This is a genomic window from Streptomyces sp. SID13666 (assembly GCF_010548325.1).
GTDB lineage: Bacteria > Actinomycetota > Actinomycetes > Streptomycetales > Streptomycetaceae > Actinacidiphila > Actinacidiphila fildesensis.
In genome coordinates, this window is record NZ_JAAGLX010000005.1 from 199049 (window position 1) to 215366 (window position 16318).

Here is a 16318-nt window from a genome sequence, read left to right on the forward strand (position 1 = left end):
CCTCGGGCGTCCACTGCGTCAGGACTGGTTGGACAGGTCGGCCACCTTGGTGTCGGCCCTGCCGTCGACCGCGTTGGCCAACTGCGGGACCAGTACGTCCAGCGCGTACAACAGGGCGTTGGGGCCGCTGTAGGACAGCGCGCCCGCCAGCGGGGTGTCGAAGCTGGTGTAGAGCGTACGGTCGCTCTTGACGACGTTCAGGCGGGCGAAGACCGGCGAGGCCAGCATCGCCGGCTTGGTCGCGCCGACAACGACCAGCACGTCCTTGTCGATCAGGTCGAGCCGCTCCTCGCTGAGGTCTTCCTTGACGGTCTGCGTGGCGAAACCGAGCTCGTCGAAGAGGACCCGGCGCGGGTCGTGGGCCGGAGCGATCCAGTGCTGGCCCTTGTCGGGGCCGTAGTCCATGGCGAGCACCTTGCCGGCGAACTCGGGATGGGCCTTCTTCGCGGCGGCGATCTTCGATTCGACCTTGTCGACCAGTGCCTGGGCCTCGGCGCTCTTGCCCAGCGCCTGGCCGGTCGTCAGCGTCTGCACGTTCCAGGGGGTCTTCTCGTCGAGGTATGCGCTGGACTGGACGACGGTCGGCGCGATCGCCGAGAGCTTCCGGTAGCTCTCCTTGGTGACCGTCTCGTTGATCGCGAGGATCACATCGGGACGTTGCTTGGCGATGGCCTCGAAGTTCAGCTCGGCGGAGAAGGTGGGCAGCTTCGTGCCGCCCAACTCCTTCTTGACCCAGGGGTAGGTCGGGTACTGCGTGAACCACTCGCGGGTACTGACCGGCACCACGCCCAGGGCCAGCGCGAAGTCCTGGTCGTCCCAGCCCACGGTGACCACCCGCTTCGGCTTGCTCGGGATGGCCGTGGAGCCGAACTTGTGCTTGATGGTCACGGGAAAGGCCGAGCCGGACGACGCCGCGGCGGCCGGTGCCGTGGTGTCCTCGGACGACGAGCACGCCGACAGCAAGGCGGCGCCGACCACGAAGGCCGTTATCGTCGCGGCGAACCGCGAACGCAACCGTGTTCTGGGAGAGATGCGGATCGAACTGGGGCGAGCCATCGTGCTCCTTTCCACCCGGTGACGTCTGGCACATTCACGCGGGCTCTGGCGGGGGTTCCAAAATTTAACTTAGGTTAGCATTACCTAAATCCGCTCGGGCTCCGGTCCGCGCGGCCGACTCGTCATTTCGTCATACGGAGGGCATGACATGCAGCGCACTCTGCTGGGCGGCAAGATCCACCGGGCCACCGTCACCCAGGCCGACCTGCACTACGTGGGTTCGATCACCATCGACAAGAACCTGTTGGAGGCCGCCGATCTCCTGGAGGGCGAACAGGTCCACGTCGTCGACATCACCAACGGAGCCCGGCTCACCACTTACGCCATCGAGGGACCCGCAGGTTCCGGTGTCATCGGCATCAATGGCGCTGCGGCTCATCTGGTCCAGCCGGGCGATCTGGTCATCATCATGTCGTTCCAGCAGGTGGAGGAGAGCGAAGCCCGCCGCCACCGGTCGCACGTCGTCCATGTCGACCAGGACAACCGCATCGTGGACCTCGGCACCGACCCGGCCGCCCCCATCCCCGGCGCGGCCGACCAGCTCTCCGGCGCCCTCGTCGAGACACGCTGACCCGCCCCTCCGGCAGGACAGGCAGGCAGTCCAGCGATGGAACCGATGGAACCGGCCCGGCTCGGCCAGATCATCGCCGAAGTCTCCGAACTCGGTGACCACTTCCACCTCTTCACCGCCCACGACGGGCCCGGCTGGCGGTCGCTGAGCGAACTGCTCAGCGACCGCGACGCCCTCGAAGCACGCATCCTCGCCACCGCAGAGGCCTACCGGACCACCGAGCTGCGCGTCGCGGCGTCCAGCGTCTACCAGGACCTGGCAGCTCGCCTGTGGTTCCCCGTCCTCGGCGCGGCCGTCCTGCACCGCACCGTCCTGGACTGGACGCCGACCCGGCTGTCCTGGCGGGCCTCGGCCGCCGGCCCGCTCCCACTCCGCCTGTCCGAGCCCAGGGGCATGGAGACCAACTGCCCTGAGGACACAGCCGAACCGCTCTACCGGGCGATGGCCCGAATCCTGCAGCCGCTGGCCGACCTCACCCGCGCAGTCGTCAAGGTCTCCCCGCGGCTGCTCTGGGGCAACGCCGCCTCGTCACTGACCGGCGTCGTCGGCGTCATCGCCCACGAACGGCCGTCCCACGCACGCGAAGCGATCGCCCTGGGCGACCGGCTCCTCGGCCTCGGCGACGGCCCCGGCACCGGCCACCAGACGGAACCTGTGGCCGGGCACCCGTTCTTCACCAGAACCACCTGCTGCCTCAACTACCGCATCCCCGATGCGGGCAACTGTGACGACTGCGTCCTGCTCGCTCCCGGGAGCCGTCAGGAGCGATGGCTCGAAGCTGTGCGAGCCGAGCGTGCGGCCCCGGACGCTCACCTCCGGCTGTGACGCGGATGGGTTATACCGTTCCTCTGAGTCGGGTCGGCCCAACCTCCTGCGCGTAAGGCGGTGCCGAGGGCCCAGGATCGCCTGGGCCCCTGGTGCTCAGCCGACGGGTCAGGGACGGCTGGTGAGGTAGCCGCCCATGGAGGTGAAGTACTCGAGGGCCGGCATCTCCTGGCCGTCCTCGGTCCGTACGCGGCTGATGGCCAGGCCGTGGTTGCGGCCCGTGCGGGCGTCGGCCCCGGCGACGATCACCACGCCGTCACCTTCGCGGTAGAAGACGCGGCCCGGGGTGCCGCCGTACCGGCCCTGGGACACGACGGCGGAGAGCACTTCGAGGCGCTTGCCGTTGTGGAAGGCGAAGGCGCTGGGGTAGGGGGCGGACTGGGCGCGGACCAGGCGCGCGAGGTCCTCGGCCGGCCAGCTCCAGTCGATGCGGATGTCCTCCTCGGACCGCTTGTGGAAGAAGGTGGCCTGGGAGCGGTCCTGCTGGGTGAACTCGGTCCGCCCGGCGGCGATCAGAGCGAGGGCGCCGGTCGTCACCGGGGCGATGAGGTCGACCGTCTTGTGGAACAGATCGGTGGCCGTGTCGGTCGGCTCGACGGGGACTGCACGCTGCTGGACGATGTCGCCCGCGTCGAGCTCGTCGTCCATCATGTGGGCCGTGACGCCGACCTCGGGCTCGCCGTTGATGAGGGCCCAGATCAGTGGCGAGAAGCCGGCGTACTTGGGCAGCAGCGAGTCGTGGACGTTCAGTGTTCCGTGCCGGGGGAGGTTGAAGATGCGCGGCGGGATCCACGTACGCCAGTTGTTGGCCACGATGATGTCCGGGTCGGCCTCCTTGAGACGGTCGAACAACTCCTCGTCGTCGGGCCGGTTGCGGATGACCACGGGGACTCCGTGCTTCTCGGCCAGCTCGGCCACCGAGTCGCTCCAGATCTTCTCGTAAGCGTGCTCGCTCTTGGGATGCGTCACGACCATCACCACGTCGTGCTCGGAGTCGAGGAGCGCTTGCAGGGTGCGGTGCCCCCAGGTCTGATAACCGAACATGACGACCCGCATGGGGTTCCTCCTCGAAAGAGCGAATGACCGGCGCTAAGTAAAGCAAGGCTTACCTAAGGGTACAACAGCCCGGGATTCTTGGGCGTTTGACGGCATGATTGACGGTTTGCCTGTTTTGCCCGCGTGACAGGTTGGCCAGATCAGGTTAGCTTTACCTAAGTTCCGCTCGGCCGCCGCTTCCGGTGTGCCCGACGCCTCGTCCTCACCCACACCTCACACGCGGCTGTCCCGCACGATGGGAGTGACATGTCTCAGGTTCTTCCTGGCGACGCACCTCTGGTCCACGACCTCATTGGCATCGGCTTCGGGCCGTCCAACGTGGCCATGGCGATAGCGCTCAGCGAGCACAACGCTCGCGTCGGCAGGCAGGAGGCGGTCACCGCTCACTTCTTCGAGCAGCAGCCGAAGTTCGGCTGGCACCGCGGCATGCTGATCGACGACGCGACCATGCAGGTGTCCTACCTCAAGGACCTGGTGTCGCTGCGGAATCCGGCCAGTGAATACAGCTTCCTCTGCTACCTGCAGAGCAAGGGCCGCCTCATCGACTTCGTCAACGCCAAGAACCTGTTCCCGCTCCGCGTCGAGTTCCACGACTACTTCGAGTGGGCCGCGGCGAAGGTCGACGACATGGTCTCCTACGGCCACGAGGTCATCGCCGTCGAGCCCGTCGTACGCGACGGTGTGGTGGAGTACCTGGACGTGACAGCCCGTTCGGGATCCGAGGTCGTGGTCCACCGGGCCCGCAACCTCGTCATCAGCACCGGACTGCGTCCCGTCATGCCGGAGGGCGTCGACCGGACGGACCGCGTCTGGCACAACTCCGAGCTGCTGAAGAAGGTCGACGGACTGGAGGGCACCAACCCCTCCCGCTTCGTTGTCGTCGGCGCCGGCCAGAGCGCCGCCGAGAACGTGGCCTACCTGCACCGCCGCTTCCCCGGGGCCGAGGTCTGCGCCGTCTTCTCCCGCTACGGCTACAGCCCCGCCGACGACAGCAGCTTCGCCAACCGCATCTTCGACCCGGCCGCGGTCGACGAGTACTTCACGGCCCCCGACGACATCAAGCAGAAGCTGATGGACTACCACGGGAACACCAACTACTCCGTGGTGGACATCGACCTGATCGACGACCTGTACCGGCAGGCGTATCAGGAGCGTGTCCTCGGTACCGAGCGGCTGCGCTTCATCAACGTCTCGCGGCTCACCGGCGTGGAGGAGACACAGGACAACGTCCGGGCCACCGTCAAGTCCCTCATCACCGGCGAGGAGACGACGCTGGACGCCGACGTCGTCGTCTACGCCACCGGCTACAGCCAGGCAGACCCCGTCGGCCTCCTCGGCGAGGTCGGGGACCGCTGCCACCGCGACGACCAGGGACGCATCCGGGTCGAGCGCGACTACCGTGTCGCGACCCACCCCGAACTGCGCTGCGGCATCTACCTCCAGGGCGGCACCGAGCACACCCACGGGATTACGTCGTCCCTGCTGTCCAACACGGCGATCAGAGTCGGCGAGATCCTGCAATCGATCATCGACCGCGACCTGAAGGCCGCCCCGGCCACGGCCCAGCCGCTCGCTGACGGCATCGGTACGGCCCGCTAGTCCAGCACTCGACGAGCACCCGCGCCGGGGGCTGTCCCTGTCGGTGGAACCCAGGCGCCGCTTGGAGGGATGCAGTCGGCCCCGGCCCCGACACACCCCAGGGACGGAATCATGCTCTGTACGAGGCTGACGAACGCGTACATCCGGTCCAGGATCGGGGACATCGAGGTCGTGGCGACGTTCGTGGACGGGCGGGACGTGGGGGAGGGGCACAAGCTGTGAGGCTGTCGTCCCGCGCGCACCAATCGCTTTGCCCACCCCACACCCCCACGTCGTCCGTGCGCTCGGCCGGTTCCCGGGACGCCGCCGCTCTCGCCGCTCTCTCACGTCCGTTCATCCGCGCGGGCGTACTACGTGAGCGGCCGTTCCATGTCTACGCGTCGCAAGCGACCGACTTCCTGGTCGCCGAGGCGCCTGACGGCACCTTGGACGGCTGCCTCGCGCTGCGCGTCGACGACCCGGACCCGACGCGCGACGGCCGGGCCCTCGGGGTCCTGTACAACTTCTGCGTCGCGCAGCACATGCAGGGGAGTGGTGTGGGGGCACGGCTTCTGGGCGCCGCCCTGGCCCGTGGGCGGGCGCAGTCGCTGGACGCGCTGTTCACGGCGACGACGGGCAGTGGCCGCCTCTTCCTGCGGCACGGATTCGCTCCTACGTGCCCGAGCCTGGCCCCTCTGTCCTGGGCACGGTCTCTGGACCCCCGGCGGGGCGCCCGCGTACTCGCCCGGGTCCTGTGAGCGCCACCTGGTGAGCCGTCACGACGAGAGGGCGGAATCCGAGCCGTAAGGGCTGGGTCCCGCCCTCTTTCGCACCGAGTGGACGTCACTCGCGCTGACGTCACGTGCCGAGGATGGCCGGCAACGCTCCCACCAACTGGGCGATCTCCGCCTCCGTGACCGTCAGAGCGGGAGCCAACCGCACGGTCCGGTCGCCGGCGGCGTTCACCAGGAACCCGGCCTCCTGCGCCGCCCGCTGAATCCGGGCCGCCACCGGGCGATCCCGCCAGTGAAGTCCGTGTGGGCGCGGCCCGATTCGTCCCACACGGTGCGGCCGTCTTCGCGGACCAGAGCCAGCGGGGGAGTGCCATAGGTGTCCATCATCACCGCTCGCCAGCGGTCGGTCAGCGGTGCGGCGCCGGCGGCGGTCATGAGCTCGTTCCTCCGCTGTCGGGTGTGCTGTCGGGTACGACCGTGGTGCCGGGGCTCCTCCCGGTGAAGACGCCGCGCAACACCGCGTGCGGTACCCGTCCGTCGAGCACGTGCGCCCGGCCGACTCCTGAGCGGACCGCTCGCAGACAGCCCTCCATCTTCGGGAGCATCCCGCCGGCGAGGCCCGGCAGCAGCACGTCCAGCTCACCGGCAGTCAGATGCTCGATCACCTCGGTGCTGTGCGGCCAGTCCGCGTACAGCCCCTCCACGTCCGTCAGCATCACCAGGCGCTCCGCGCCGAGCGCGACGGCCAGCGCGGACGCCGCGAGATCGGCGTTGATGTTGTAGACCCGCCCGTCCGTGCCGCGCGCGACCGGCGAGATCACCGGGATGCGGCCCTGCTCCAGCAGCACCTGTACGGTACCGGGGTCCACCGCCACGACGTCGCCGACCAGGCCGATGTCCACCGGCCGGCCGTCCACCAGGGCGGCGCGTCGTACCGCGGTCATCGTGTGCGCGTCCTCGCCCGACATGCCCACGGCGAACGGCCCGTGGGCGTTGATGGCACCGACGAGCTCACGCTGGACCTGACCCGTCAGCACCATACGGACCACGTCCATGGTCTCCGGAGTCGTCACTCTCAGGCCCGCCTCGAAGCGGACCTCCAGGTCGAGCCGGGCAAGCATCGCGCTGATCTGCGGTCCGCCGCCGTGCACGACGACGGGACGCAGCCCCGCGTGCCACAGCTCCACCACGTCCTGAGCGAACGTCCGGTGAAGCGCGGGATCCACCATGGCGTTGCCGCCGAACTTGATGACGACCGTCCGGCCCTGGAGTTCCTCCTGCCAGGGAAGGTCCCCCGGTGGCAGGTCCGCCGCGGCCACGTGCTGTTCGACGGGAGCCTTCATCCCTGTCCCCGTCCCGTTCATGAGCTGTAGGCGCTGTTCTCGTGGACGTACTCGGCGGTGAGGTCGTTGGTCCAGATGGCCGCCGAGGCGTTGCCGGAGCGCAGATCGACGGTGACGGTGACCTGGCGGCCCGACAGATCGACCTCGTCGCGGGCCTCCCCGGCCGCGCCGTCCCGGCAGACCCAGACGCCGTTGATCGCCACGTCCAGGCGGTCCGGGTCGAAGGCGGCGCCCGTTGTGCCGATAGCCGACAGCACCCGGCCCCAGTTCGGATCCTCCCCGTGCAGCGCGCACTTGAGGAGGTTGTTCCGGGCCACCGACCGGCCCACCGTCACGGCGTCCTCCTCGGACGCCGCGCCGACGACGGCCACTTCGATCTCCTTCGACGCGCCCTCGGCGTCCGCCACCAACTGACGCGCCAGGTCGAGGCACACCGCGTGCACGGCGTCGGTGAACTCCCCGTCGTCCGGGGTCACGCCGGAGGCGCCCGACGAGAGCAGGAGCACGCTGTCATTGGTGGACATACAGCCGTCCGAGTCCACCCGGTCGAAGGTGGTGCGTACGGCGGCGCGCAGCGCGGAGTCGAGAGCCGGGCCGTCGATCTCGGCGTCCGTGGTGAGGACCACCAGCATGGTGGCCAGCCCGGGCGCGAGCATCCCCGCACCCTTCGCCATACCGCCGACGGTCCACCCGGACCGGGGCGCCACCGCGGTCTTGTGCACCGAGTCCGTCGTCTTGATCGCCACGGCCGCGTCCTCGCCGCCGACGGCCGACAGCCGGTCGGCCGCGGTGTCGATGCCCGCCGTGACCCGGTCCATCGGCAGTGGTACGCCGATGAGCCCGGTCGAGCACACCGCCACGTCGTTCACTTCCGCGCCGACCGCCATGGCCGTGCGCTCGGCCATCAGACGCGCGTCCTCGGTTCCGGCCGGGCCGGTACACGCATTGGCGCCCCCGGAATTGAGGACCACCGCGGAGAGCCGATGGTTCGCCAGCATCCGGCGGGACCAGCGCACCGGCGCGGCCTGTATCCGGTTCGAGGTGAAGACCCCGGCGGCGGCACGCGACGGCCCCTGGTTCACGACCAGGGCCAGGTCGGGATCGCCGGATTCCTTGATGCCGGCGGCCACACCGCTCGCAAGGAACCCGCGGGCAGCGGTCACGGTCACGGAGCCACTCCATTCGTGGGCAGGCCCAGCCACTCCGGCAGGCCGAGGGCGACATTCATGCTCTGCACCGCGCCACCCGCGGTGCCCTTCACCAGGTTGTCGATGGCGCTCACGCAGACCAGACGACCGGCGGCCGCATCCACAGCCACCTGCACGTGCACGGTATTGGAACCCAGGACCGATCCGGTGGAGGGCCATTGGCCGGGCGGCAACAGCCGGACGAACGGCTCGTCGGCGTACGCGGCTTCGAAGACCGCGCGCACCTCGTCCGTGCCGCTGTCGACCCCCATGCCGGGGCGCAGACGGGCCGAGCAGGTGGCCAGAATGCCGCGTGGCATGGGTGCCAGCATCGGGGTGAAGGACACGGTGACCTGCTCGCCTGCCACCCGCGACAGGTTCTGCGCCAGCTCCGGGGTGTGCCGGTGGACGCCACCGACGCCGTACGGGGTCATCGAGCCCATCACCTCGGAGCCCAGAAGGTGCGCTCTGGCCGCCCGGCCCGCGCCCGAGGTTCCGCTGGCCGCCACGATCACGGTTTCGGGCTCCACGAGCCCGGCCGCGTAGGCCGGGAAAAGCGCCAGGCTGACGGCGGTCGGGAAGCATCCCGGTACGGCGATCCGGTTCGCGCCCTTCAGTTCGACTCGGGCGCCCGGTAGTTCGGGCAGTCCGTACGGCCACGTCCCGGCGTGCTCGGAGTGGTAGAAGCGTTCCCAGTCGCCGGCGTCGCGCAGACGGAAGTCCGCGCCGCAGTCCACGATCAGGGTGTCTTCCCCCAGCAGACGGGCCAGGGACGCCGACTCGCCGTGCGGGAGGGCGAGGAACACCACGTCGTGCCCGCGCAAGGTGCCCGCCGAAGTCTCCTTGAGCATTCGGTCGGCGAGAGCGGACAAGTGCGGCTGCACCTCACCGAGCACCTGGCCGGCGCGGCTGTGTGCCGTCACCGAACCGATCTCCACGCCGGGATGTGAGTCGAGCAGGCGCAGGATCTCGCCGCCGGCGTAGCCACTGGCCCCGGCCACCGCGACCCGTACGGTCATGTTCTTCCGTCTTTTCTGTCAGTGGGAGCATGCGAAGACGCGTCAGGCGTCCCGAGGGGTCCTGTGGAGCAGCAGGGCGTTGGTGGTGCGGACCTTGCCGTTGTGCGCGGCCCACCGCAGGGCCATGGCGTGCTCCTCGGCGGAGAAGTCGGCCACGGCGCCCGCGACGACGAAAGGCTGAATGTCGTTCATGAAGGCGTCTGCGGCCTTCAGGAGGACGCCGAGGTGCGCATACACCCCACAGACGCCACGAGACCGCGGCTGCCAGGCTGTTGGGCAGCCGGCTCGGCGCTGAAGACCACCGGCATCCCCATGGCTGCTCCTCCCCTTGACGGCCCGGCACACACTGCGATGTGACTTAGCTTAGCCTAACCTAATGTCGAATGATCTCGTCCAAGCATCCTCGATGAGCCCGACCGGATGCGGAGGGTGCGGGCAGTCGTCAGGAGGCTCGCGCGGTGCGCGCGACCGGGTGAAGCGCCGCGAAGTCCAGCGGTGCGTACGGGTCGATCGACACCTCCAGCGGGGCCGGCTGCGCGCCGGCCCGCACCAGTAGGTCGCCGACGGGGTGGGGGTCGCCCGATCCGGTGGACTTTGGGCATACGGGACACCTGAGCGCGGGTACGCCGCTACCGTCCAGAGCCATGAATCGGACTTCTTGGGGCCTGGCCACCGTGGTCCTGCGGGACGGTGAACGCCGTTCAGCCATAACGGTCCAGCCGCCTGACGCGGTCAGGTACGCCGATTTGGCGGTACGGCTGAAGTCCGCGGGAATGCGTCGGCCGACCCGCCGCGAGTGGGACGGCGGCCTGTGGCCGATGACGCACTGCACGGTGACCGTCGAAGCAGACCGGATCACGCAACTGGACACCGGCCGCCTGAAGCTGGCCTGCACCTCCTCCCTGGCACTCAGTCCGGGATGGCACGCCGCGGCGGTCCATGGGCATGTGCTCGTCTCATTGGTCGAACCCGGGACATGGGCTCAGTCACATGCGGCAGACGAAGGCATCGAGGACGCTGTCCTCGTCGCGGCAGTAGATGCCGGTCGCCTGCTCTGCGGGCTGGCCGACATTCGCACCGTCACCGCCACACGATGAATGCGTTGGTAACCAGCGCCGACCGCCCCGGTGCACCGCTGCCCCGGAAGCGTCCGGGTGAGACCGCATCATGGCCGGGCGACCAGGGCACCCGTCGGGCCGATGTGATCCGCCCGGTGCAGCCACGGCCACGGCCACGATCAGCCGAGGTCGAGCAGCTGATCGTGGAAACCACCGAACCCGCGATCCCGATCGACGAGGTGCACCTCCAGCACCCAGTGGCAGGGACGCCCGGCCTTGTCCTCGCGCCGCAGTTGCTGCGTATTGCCAGGTGCGATGAAGGACATGACCTCGTCCTGGGCGACCGTCTCCGGGGGGACCTCGCCCACCAGATGCCCAGCGTGCGGGCTGCCGAACTCCCACCCCGCCTCGGTTGTCAGCTCAGCGATGACCGTGAAGAGCTCTTCGCCGGTTATGCCAGGATCGCTCTCGAACGCGCGCCTGCCCGCTTCGAAGATCAGTTGCAGATCGTCCCGAAGCCGCAGCTTGACAGGAGACCCGCCGAGAACCGCAGTACGTCGGAAGTGGGCTTCCCTCTGTTCAAAGACACCGCCCAGGTCACAGACAACGACCTCGTCGGCGTCGACGAGCCGATCCTCCGGGCGCACCTGATACGGCTGAAGGGTGTTCGTGCCCGACCGGACGATCCGCTCGTCCTCACCGCGCCGCACGCCGAACAACTCCTGCGCGAGATCGCGAATCCGCTCACTGATCCCCTGCTCACTCTCGCCCGTGGTGACCAGCCGCCGACTCTGCACCTCGGAGAAGAGGGCAACGGCCTTGGCCTGGGCGTCTAACAGGCTCTCCACGCGTTCGGATTCATCATGCATGCGGCCGAGCCTACGGATCCGCCCGCATCGCGACCAGACGACGTATCCACAGCTACGATCGCTACGAACGATTGGCTGGTGGACCTCGTACGAGGCCAGGTCCGCCGGGTCCTCCGTCGCGAGTGCCACACACCCATCGGGCCGTACGAGAAGAGCCAACGGTCCCCGTACGCCTTGTGTGCGTGCCCGTCCACGTCGATGACGTCGCCCTGCTCGCCGGGCCGGCCGACCCGGACCGGCTTGGAGCGTTCCGAGGCTGGGGCATCGGTCCCGCCGAAGGCGAGGAGAGTGGCGTGCGGGCCGCGGACGAGGTCGAAGAGACGGATGGGCCCACAGGGGGCGTCGGGGGCGCGTCTCCGGCGCGCAGCGCGTCGTCGCCCAGGCCCTCTCGGTACTCGCGGGTAGGGGGCTCTCGCGGTGGCCGAGGCCCAGTTGGAAGGTCGCGCCGCCGCGCTGGGAGAAGCCGCGGTCCTTGTCCACGCGGTCCTGCTCGAAGACTAGGGTGGTGAGGGCGAGCACATGCCGCGCGACCGGCCGCCGCTCGGCCTCGTAGGTGTCGAGGAGCGCGTCGGGCGCGCCGTGAGCTGACGTATCATCACGTCTCCTTCGGCGCCCCGCCCCCTTCACCGGTCGCCAGCGGGGCGCCGCGATTCTTCCGTCGAAGCGGGATCGGCCCATGTCTTCGCCGTAGCCGCCGACGTTGAATCGGAGTGGTTCCGTAGGGGCGCACGGCAGTGCCGTCGCCACAACCGCGGCGGCGACTTATCCCGCGCTGTGCGGCGACAGCCGCAGCGTGATCCGGTCGAACAGCTCCGTCAGCGGCTCGCCGACGTCCCGGCCGAACTCGGTCAGCCCGTAGGTCACCTGAGGCGGCGTCGTCGGTTCGACCTCCCGCCAGATCAGGCCGTCCTGGACCAGCCCGCGCAGGGTCTGCGCGAGCATCTTCTCGCTGATGCCCCGGATGCTGTCGCGCAGTTCGTAGAACCGGAGGCTGTTGCTCCGCAAGGAGATCAGCACCCACACGCCCCACCTGCTGGTCACGTGGTCGACCACATCGCGCGCGGGGCAGTCGGTGTGAAACACGTCATACCGTTTCCCCGCCTCGGCCTGTCTGTCCTGCACGCCTTCCGTCATGTCAGGAGCTTACCTCGGGGTATGTCCTTACGAAAAGTAAGCCCGTGCTCCTAGCGTGCAGACCACTGAGGACATCCGACAAGGAGCTGATCATGATCGTGGTAACCGGGGCTACCGGGAATATCGGCCGGCCGTTGACGCAGGCACTGGCCGAGGCGGGCCATCAGGTGACGGCGGTGTCACGACACGGGGCGGCGGTGCCCAACGGCGTCCGCCACATGGTGGCCGACCTGGCCGAGCCCGCCACACTCAAGCCCGCGCTGGCCGGGGCGAAGGCACTGTTCCTTCTGCTGTCCGGCGACCTGCACGCCACTGGAGCCAACCCCGCCGACATCATCGGCGAAGCTGCGGCCGGCGGGGTCCGCCGAGTCGTCCTGCTCTCCACGCAGGGCGTGGCGACCAGGCCCTCCGGCCAAACGCGGATCGCGATGCGCGCACTGGAGGACACGCTGCGGGAGTCCGGTCTGGAGTGGGCCATCCTGCGACCGGGCGGCTTCGCCTCCAACGCCCTGTGGTGGGCCGATTCCGTCCGCACGCAACAGCTCGTCGCCGCGCCCTTCGGCGACGTCGGGCTGCCGATCATCGACCCGGCGGACATCGCCGCGGTCTCGGCGGCCTGCCTGGTGGAGGACCGGCACACCGGCGGTGTGTACGAGCTCACCGGTCCGGAGGTGATCACTCCGCGCCGGCAGGCGGAGGCCCTCGCCGCCGCGCTGGGCTCGCCGGTGAGGTTCCACGAACTCACCCGCGACGAGGCCAAGGCCGCCATGACCCAGAGCATGCCGGCGGAGCTCGCCGACGACACGCTGGACATCCTCGGTTCGCCGAGCCCGGCCGAGCTGCGCGTCAGCCCGGACGTCCAGCGGGTCCTCGGCCGCGCCCCGCGTCGGTTCGCCGACTGGGCCGCCCGCAATGTCGCAGCCTTCCGCTGAGACCGGTCAGCGCCGCTGGAACTGACACCTTTGGGGGCCGTACCCCTCCTCGTGCCGGCGTTCGGTGCGCTGCCCCTGAGGGCGGCCCTGTCGGCCGGATCCGAGGCCGCTAAGGCTCGTTGTCCTTGCAGTTGGCCGGGAGCCGATCGGCTGTGTCGTCGTCCCAGGGCCAGGACCGAGTGTCCTTCGGACGGTGCGCGGCATGGGGTCGAAGGGTCGCAGGTTCACATCCTGTCGTCCCGATAGTGCGACCAGCGGGTTTGTCGGCAACGACAAGCCCGCTGGATGCGTTGGGAGTACCTGCGATGGTCCGGTGAGGGCAACCCGGCACCAAAGATCGTCCTTCGTAGCGGCGCCCCTGGTCAGGAGTACGCCCGCGAAAGTCGTCGGGGAGGCCCAGGGCTCGCAGAGCGGTCAGACGGCCTGCTCACCCGACGGGCCGTCAGAGGGCAGAGCGTGTTCGCGGGCGGCGCGTTCGAGTTGTGGTGCCGATGGATCGGCCGCCCCATGCGGCAGTGGGCAGCAATTACCCGCTATCAGACCCTTGCCACGCCCCGGATTTCTGTCCAATACTGCGCACTACAAGCTCCACGTGGTCTATACCGCGCAGATCGAGCAGTGAATCGCGCACAACCCCGCACCGTGCCGCACCGTCCCTCCGACAGACCGGACACCCGATGCGACCCCTCAGAACCCTGGCCGCGGCCGCCCTCGCCGCCAGCCTCGTCCCCGTCTACCTGCTCGCCGCGGCGCCGGCGACCCACGCCGCCACTGGCACCCCGACGACAGTCCCGTCCCTGCGCTCCTGGACCGCCGGCACCGGCTCGTTCAGCTTCACCTCCGCCAGCCGCGTCGTCGTCGACCCCGCCTATGCCGCACAGCTCACCGCAGACGCGAACACCTTCGCCGCCGACCTTTCCGCCCTCGAAGGCCGTACGGTCGCCGTCGTGCAGGGTGCCGCGGGCGTCGGCGACATCGCCCTCACGCTCGGCGGCAACGGGCTTCCCGCCGAGGGCTACGCCATGACCGTCGGCAGCAGCATCAGCGTCCAGGGCGCCACCACGACCGGCGAGTTCTGGGGCACCCGGACCGTGCTGCAGATGCTGCACCAAGGCTCGACGATCACCGCCGGCACGGCGACCGACTCGCCGACCAAGGCCGAGCGCGGCCTGATGATCGACACCGGGCGCCGGTTCTTCGACGTGCCGTTCGTCGAGAACCAGATCCGCGACATGGCCTACCTGAAGATGAACTACCTCCACCTGCACCTGTCGGACACGTTCGGGTTCCGGCTGGAGAGCAGTACACACCCCGAGGTCACGTCGACCCAGCACTACTCCAAGCAGGACATCGCCGACATCATCGCGGTCGGCAACAAGTACCACGTCACGATCGTGCCGGAGATCGACATGCCGGGGCACATGGACGCGATCCTCACCGGCGAGCTCAACATCGGGCACGACTACCGGCTCAAGGACAGCTCGGGAGGCGTCAGCAGCGCCTTCATCGACCTGTCCATCCCCGGCGCGCGGACCCTGATCAGTGATCTGGTCAACGAGTACCTGCCGTTGTTCGCCTCCTCGCGCTATTGGCACATCGGCGCGGACGAGTACGTGACCAACTACAGTGCCTACCCACAACTGCTCACCTACGCCCGCGCCAACTACGGTGCCAGTGCCACGGCCAAGGACACCTACTACGGCTTCATCAACTGGGCCGACAGCCTGGTCAAGACCGGAGCCAAGACCACCCGCATGTGGAACGACGGCATCAAGGCCGGCGACGGGACCATCTCCCCGAACGCCGACATCGTCGTCGAGTATTGGTACAACTACGGCCTCACACCGCAGCAGTTGATCAACGCCGGGCACACTGTCGCCAACGAGTCCTGGGACCCGACCTACTACGTCTACGGCGGCTCGAAGCCGAACACGACGTGGATGTACGAGACCTGGAACCCGGACCTGTTCCAGGGCGGCAACACCATCAACAGCGCTTCGAAGAACCTGGGCTCCCTGCTCCACGTCTGGTGCGACAACCCCAGCGCCGAGACGCAGGACCAGACCGCGGCCGGGATCAAGTACCCCATGCGGGATCTGGCGCAGATGACCTGGGGCACCCCCAAACTCGCCGCCACCTACGCCGCCTTCGTCCCGACCATGGACGCCGTCGGCCGCAACCCGCTCTGGCCCGGCTCCGGCACCGGCAACCTCAACGGCGTGCACACGCTCACCACCGGCGGCAAGGCGCTCGACGACCCGGGCGGCTCGACCACCACCGGCACGCAGCTCATCACCTGGGCCCTGCACGGCGGCGCGAACCAGCAGTGGACGTTCACACAGCAGTCCGACGGCTCCTACACCCTCGTCAACGGCACCTCGGGACTCTGCGCCGACGTGAACGGCGGCTCGACGGCCGCCGGAGCCAAGATCATCCAGTGGACCTGCTCCGGCACCACGAACCAGGAGTGGACCGTGACCCCACTGGCGGGCGGCGGCTACACCGTCAAGTCGGTCAAGAGCGGACTGCTGCTGACCACGGCCTCCACAGCCGACGGCGCGCTGCTGACACAACAAGCCGACACCAACTCCGCGCTCCAGCACTGGACCATCGGGTAGTCCGCCGGGACCGGGTCCGAGCACACGCTCGACCCGGCATCTGCTCCGGCACGAGGGGGGCCGCCGCAGCGTGCGGCGGTCCCACTCCCCAACTCATCCGGTGCCATCGACGAAAGTCGCGCGACCGGTGCACGAAAGTCGCTCTCCACGCTGGGCACCGGTCGGGAGCCGGGCGGCCGCGACACGGATCAGCCTGGCGCAGTGGGCGGCCTCCATCGCCGAGGTCCTCGCCGAACTGATCCCCGCTTCGCGGCCGGCCGGCCGGCCGCGCCGCAGCCTCACCCATACCCAGCGCCAGACCTGGGATCTGGACCACGCCCAGCGCTTCCGTGCCTGGA

Annotated in this window: 16 protein-coding genes and 2 pseudogenes; 8 read left to right on the plus strand and 10 right to left on the minus strand. The window is 69.1% G+C overall.

Features of this window, described 5'->3' with window-relative positions:
• Positions 1-18 precede the first annotated feature (18 nt).
• Entirely contained in the window at positions 19-888 is an 870-nt protein-coding gene (locus G3I60_RS11450) for an ABC transporter substrate-binding protein (RefSeq protein WP_343240878.1), read from the minus strand.
• On the opposite strand from G3I60_RS11450, the gene G3I60_RS45340 reads away from it, so the two are divergent.
• The 3 genes from G3I60_RS45340 to G3I60_RS11460 all read left to right on the plus strand — a co-directional run bounded on the left by G3I60_RS45340 (position 881) and on the right by G3I60_RS11460 (position 2452).
• Positions 881-1078 (plus strand): hypothetical protein, encoded by a 198-nt coding sequence (locus G3I60_RS45340; protein WP_232486086.1) that lies wholly within the window; start codon positions 881-883, stop codon positions 1076-1078. The two genes, G3I60_RS11450 and G3I60_RS45340, sit on opposite strands and share 8 nt — an antisense overlap.
• 126 nt (positions 1079-1204) lie before the next feature.
• The gene (panD, locus tag G3I60_RS11455) at positions 1205-1627 is read left to right on the plus strand and encodes an aspartate 1-decarboxylase (protein ID WP_164607075.1); all 423 of its coding nucleotides are present in this window, start codon (positions 1205-1207) and stop codon (positions 1625-1627) included.
• Positions 1628-1663: 36 nt separating this feature from the next.
• Positions 1664-2452, plus strand: a complete 789-nt coding sequence (locus G3I60_RS11460; protein WP_164607077.1) for a (2Fe-2S)-binding protein — start codon at positions 1664-1666, stop codon at positions 2450-2452.
• 108 nt (positions 2453-2560) lie between these two features.
• On the opposite strand, the gene G3I60_RS11465 is transcribed toward G3I60_RS11460, so the two are convergent.
• Positions 2561-3508 (minus strand): methionyl-tRNA formyltransferase, encoded by a 948-nt coding sequence (locus tag G3I60_RS11465; RefSeq protein WP_164293215.1) that lies wholly within the window; start codon positions 3506-3508, stop codon positions 2561-2563.
• A 246-nt stretch (positions 3509-3754) separates the two neighbouring features.
• On the opposite strand from G3I60_RS11465, the gene G3I60_RS11470 reads away from it, so the two are divergent.
• Entirely contained in the window at positions 3755-5107 is a 1353-nt protein-coding gene (locus tag G3I60_RS11470; protein ID WP_164293216.1) for a lysine N(6)-hydroxylase/L-ornithine N(5)-oxygenase family protein, read from the plus strand.
• Positions 5108-5385: 278 nt separating this feature from the next.
• On the plus strand, positions 5386-5844 hold the full coding sequence (locus tag G3I60_RS11475; protein ID WP_138351944.1) for a GNAT family N-acetyltransferase: 459 nt from the start codon (positions 5386-5388) through the stop codon (positions 5842-5844).
• 100 nt (positions 5845-5944) lie between these two features.
• Here the strand turns inward: G3I60_RS11475 and G3I60_RS11480 are convergent, their stop codons facing one another.
• The 6 genes and pseudogenes from G3I60_RS11480 to G3I60_RS11505 form a co-directional block, all read right to left on the minus strand.
• Complete coding sequence (locus G3I60_RS11480) at positions 5945-6097, minus strand: hypothetical protein (protein WP_164293217.1); 153 nt, start codon at positions 6095-6097, stop codon at positions 5945-5947.
• A 154-nt stretch (positions 6098-6251) separates the two neighbouring features.
• Entirely contained in the window at positions 6252-7163 is a 912-nt protein-coding gene (gene argB / locus G3I60_RS11485) for an acetylglutamate kinase (protein ID WP_164293218.1), read from the minus strand.
• Between the two features lie 17 nt (positions 7164-7180).
• Positions 7181-8332 carry a bifunctional glutamate N-acetyltransferase/amino-acid acetyltransferase ArgJ gene (gene argJ / locus G3I60_RS11490; RefSeq protein ID WP_164293219.1) on the minus strand — a complete coding sequence of 384 codons (1152 nt, stop codon included), beginning with the start codon at positions 8330-8332 and terminating at the stop codon, positions 7181-7183.
• Entirely contained in the window at positions 8329-9369 is a 1041-nt protein-coding gene (argC, locus tag G3I60_RS11495) for an N-acetyl-gamma-glutamyl-phosphate reductase (RefSeq protein WP_164293220.1), read from the minus strand. The genes argJ and argC overlap by 4 nt, the downstream gene beginning before the upstream one ends.
• A 42-nt stretch (positions 9370-9411) precedes the next feature.
• Positions 9412-9689 (minus strand): annotated as a pseudogene (locus tag G3I60_RS44540) (isochorismatase family protein); the annotation flags it as partial.
• A gap of 122 nt (positions 9690-9811) precedes the next feature.
• Positions 9812-9934: pseudogene (locus G3I60_RS11505) on the minus strand (tRNA (adenosine(37)-N6)-threonylcarbamoyltransferase complex transferase subunit TsaD); the annotation flags it as partial.
• 181 nt (positions 9935-10115) lie between these two features.
• On the opposite strand from G3I60_RS11505, the gene G3I60_RS11510 reads away from it, so the two are divergent.
• Positions 10116-10466, plus strand: a complete 351-nt coding sequence (locus G3I60_RS11510; protein WP_164293221.1) for a hypothetical protein — start codon at positions 10116-10118, stop codon at positions 10464-10466.
• Between the two features lie 140 nt (positions 10467-10606).
• Here G3I60_RS11510 and G3I60_RS11515 read toward each other — a convergent pair whose 3' ends face one another.
• On the minus strand, positions 10607-11296 hold the full coding sequence (locus G3I60_RS11515; protein ID WP_164293222.1) for a M24 family metallopeptidase: 690 nt from the start codon (positions 11294-11296) through the stop codon (positions 10607-10609).
• 762 nt (positions 11297-12058) lie between these two features.
• Positions 12059-12430: a helix-turn-helix domain-containing protein gene (locus G3I60_RS11520; protein WP_164293223.1), complete on the minus strand. Its 372-nt coding sequence runs from the start codon at positions 12428-12430 to the stop codon at positions 12059-12061.
• Between the two features lie 92 nt (positions 12431-12522).
• Here G3I60_RS11520 and G3I60_RS11525 point away from each other — a divergent pair, with 92 nt between their 5' ends.
• Positions 12523-13362 carry an SDR family oxidoreductase gene (locus G3I60_RS11525; RefSeq protein ID WP_164293224.1) on the plus strand — a complete coding sequence of 280 codons (840 nt, stop codon included), beginning with the start codon at positions 12523-12525 and terminating at the stop codon, positions 13360-13362.
• Between the two features lie 677 nt (positions 13363-14039).
• On the plus strand, positions 14040-15980 hold the full coding sequence (locus G3I60_RS11530; protein WP_164293225.1) for an RICIN domain-containing protein: 1941 nt from the start codon (positions 14040-14042) through the stop codon (positions 15978-15980).
• Positions 15981-16318 lie beyond the last annotated feature (338 nt).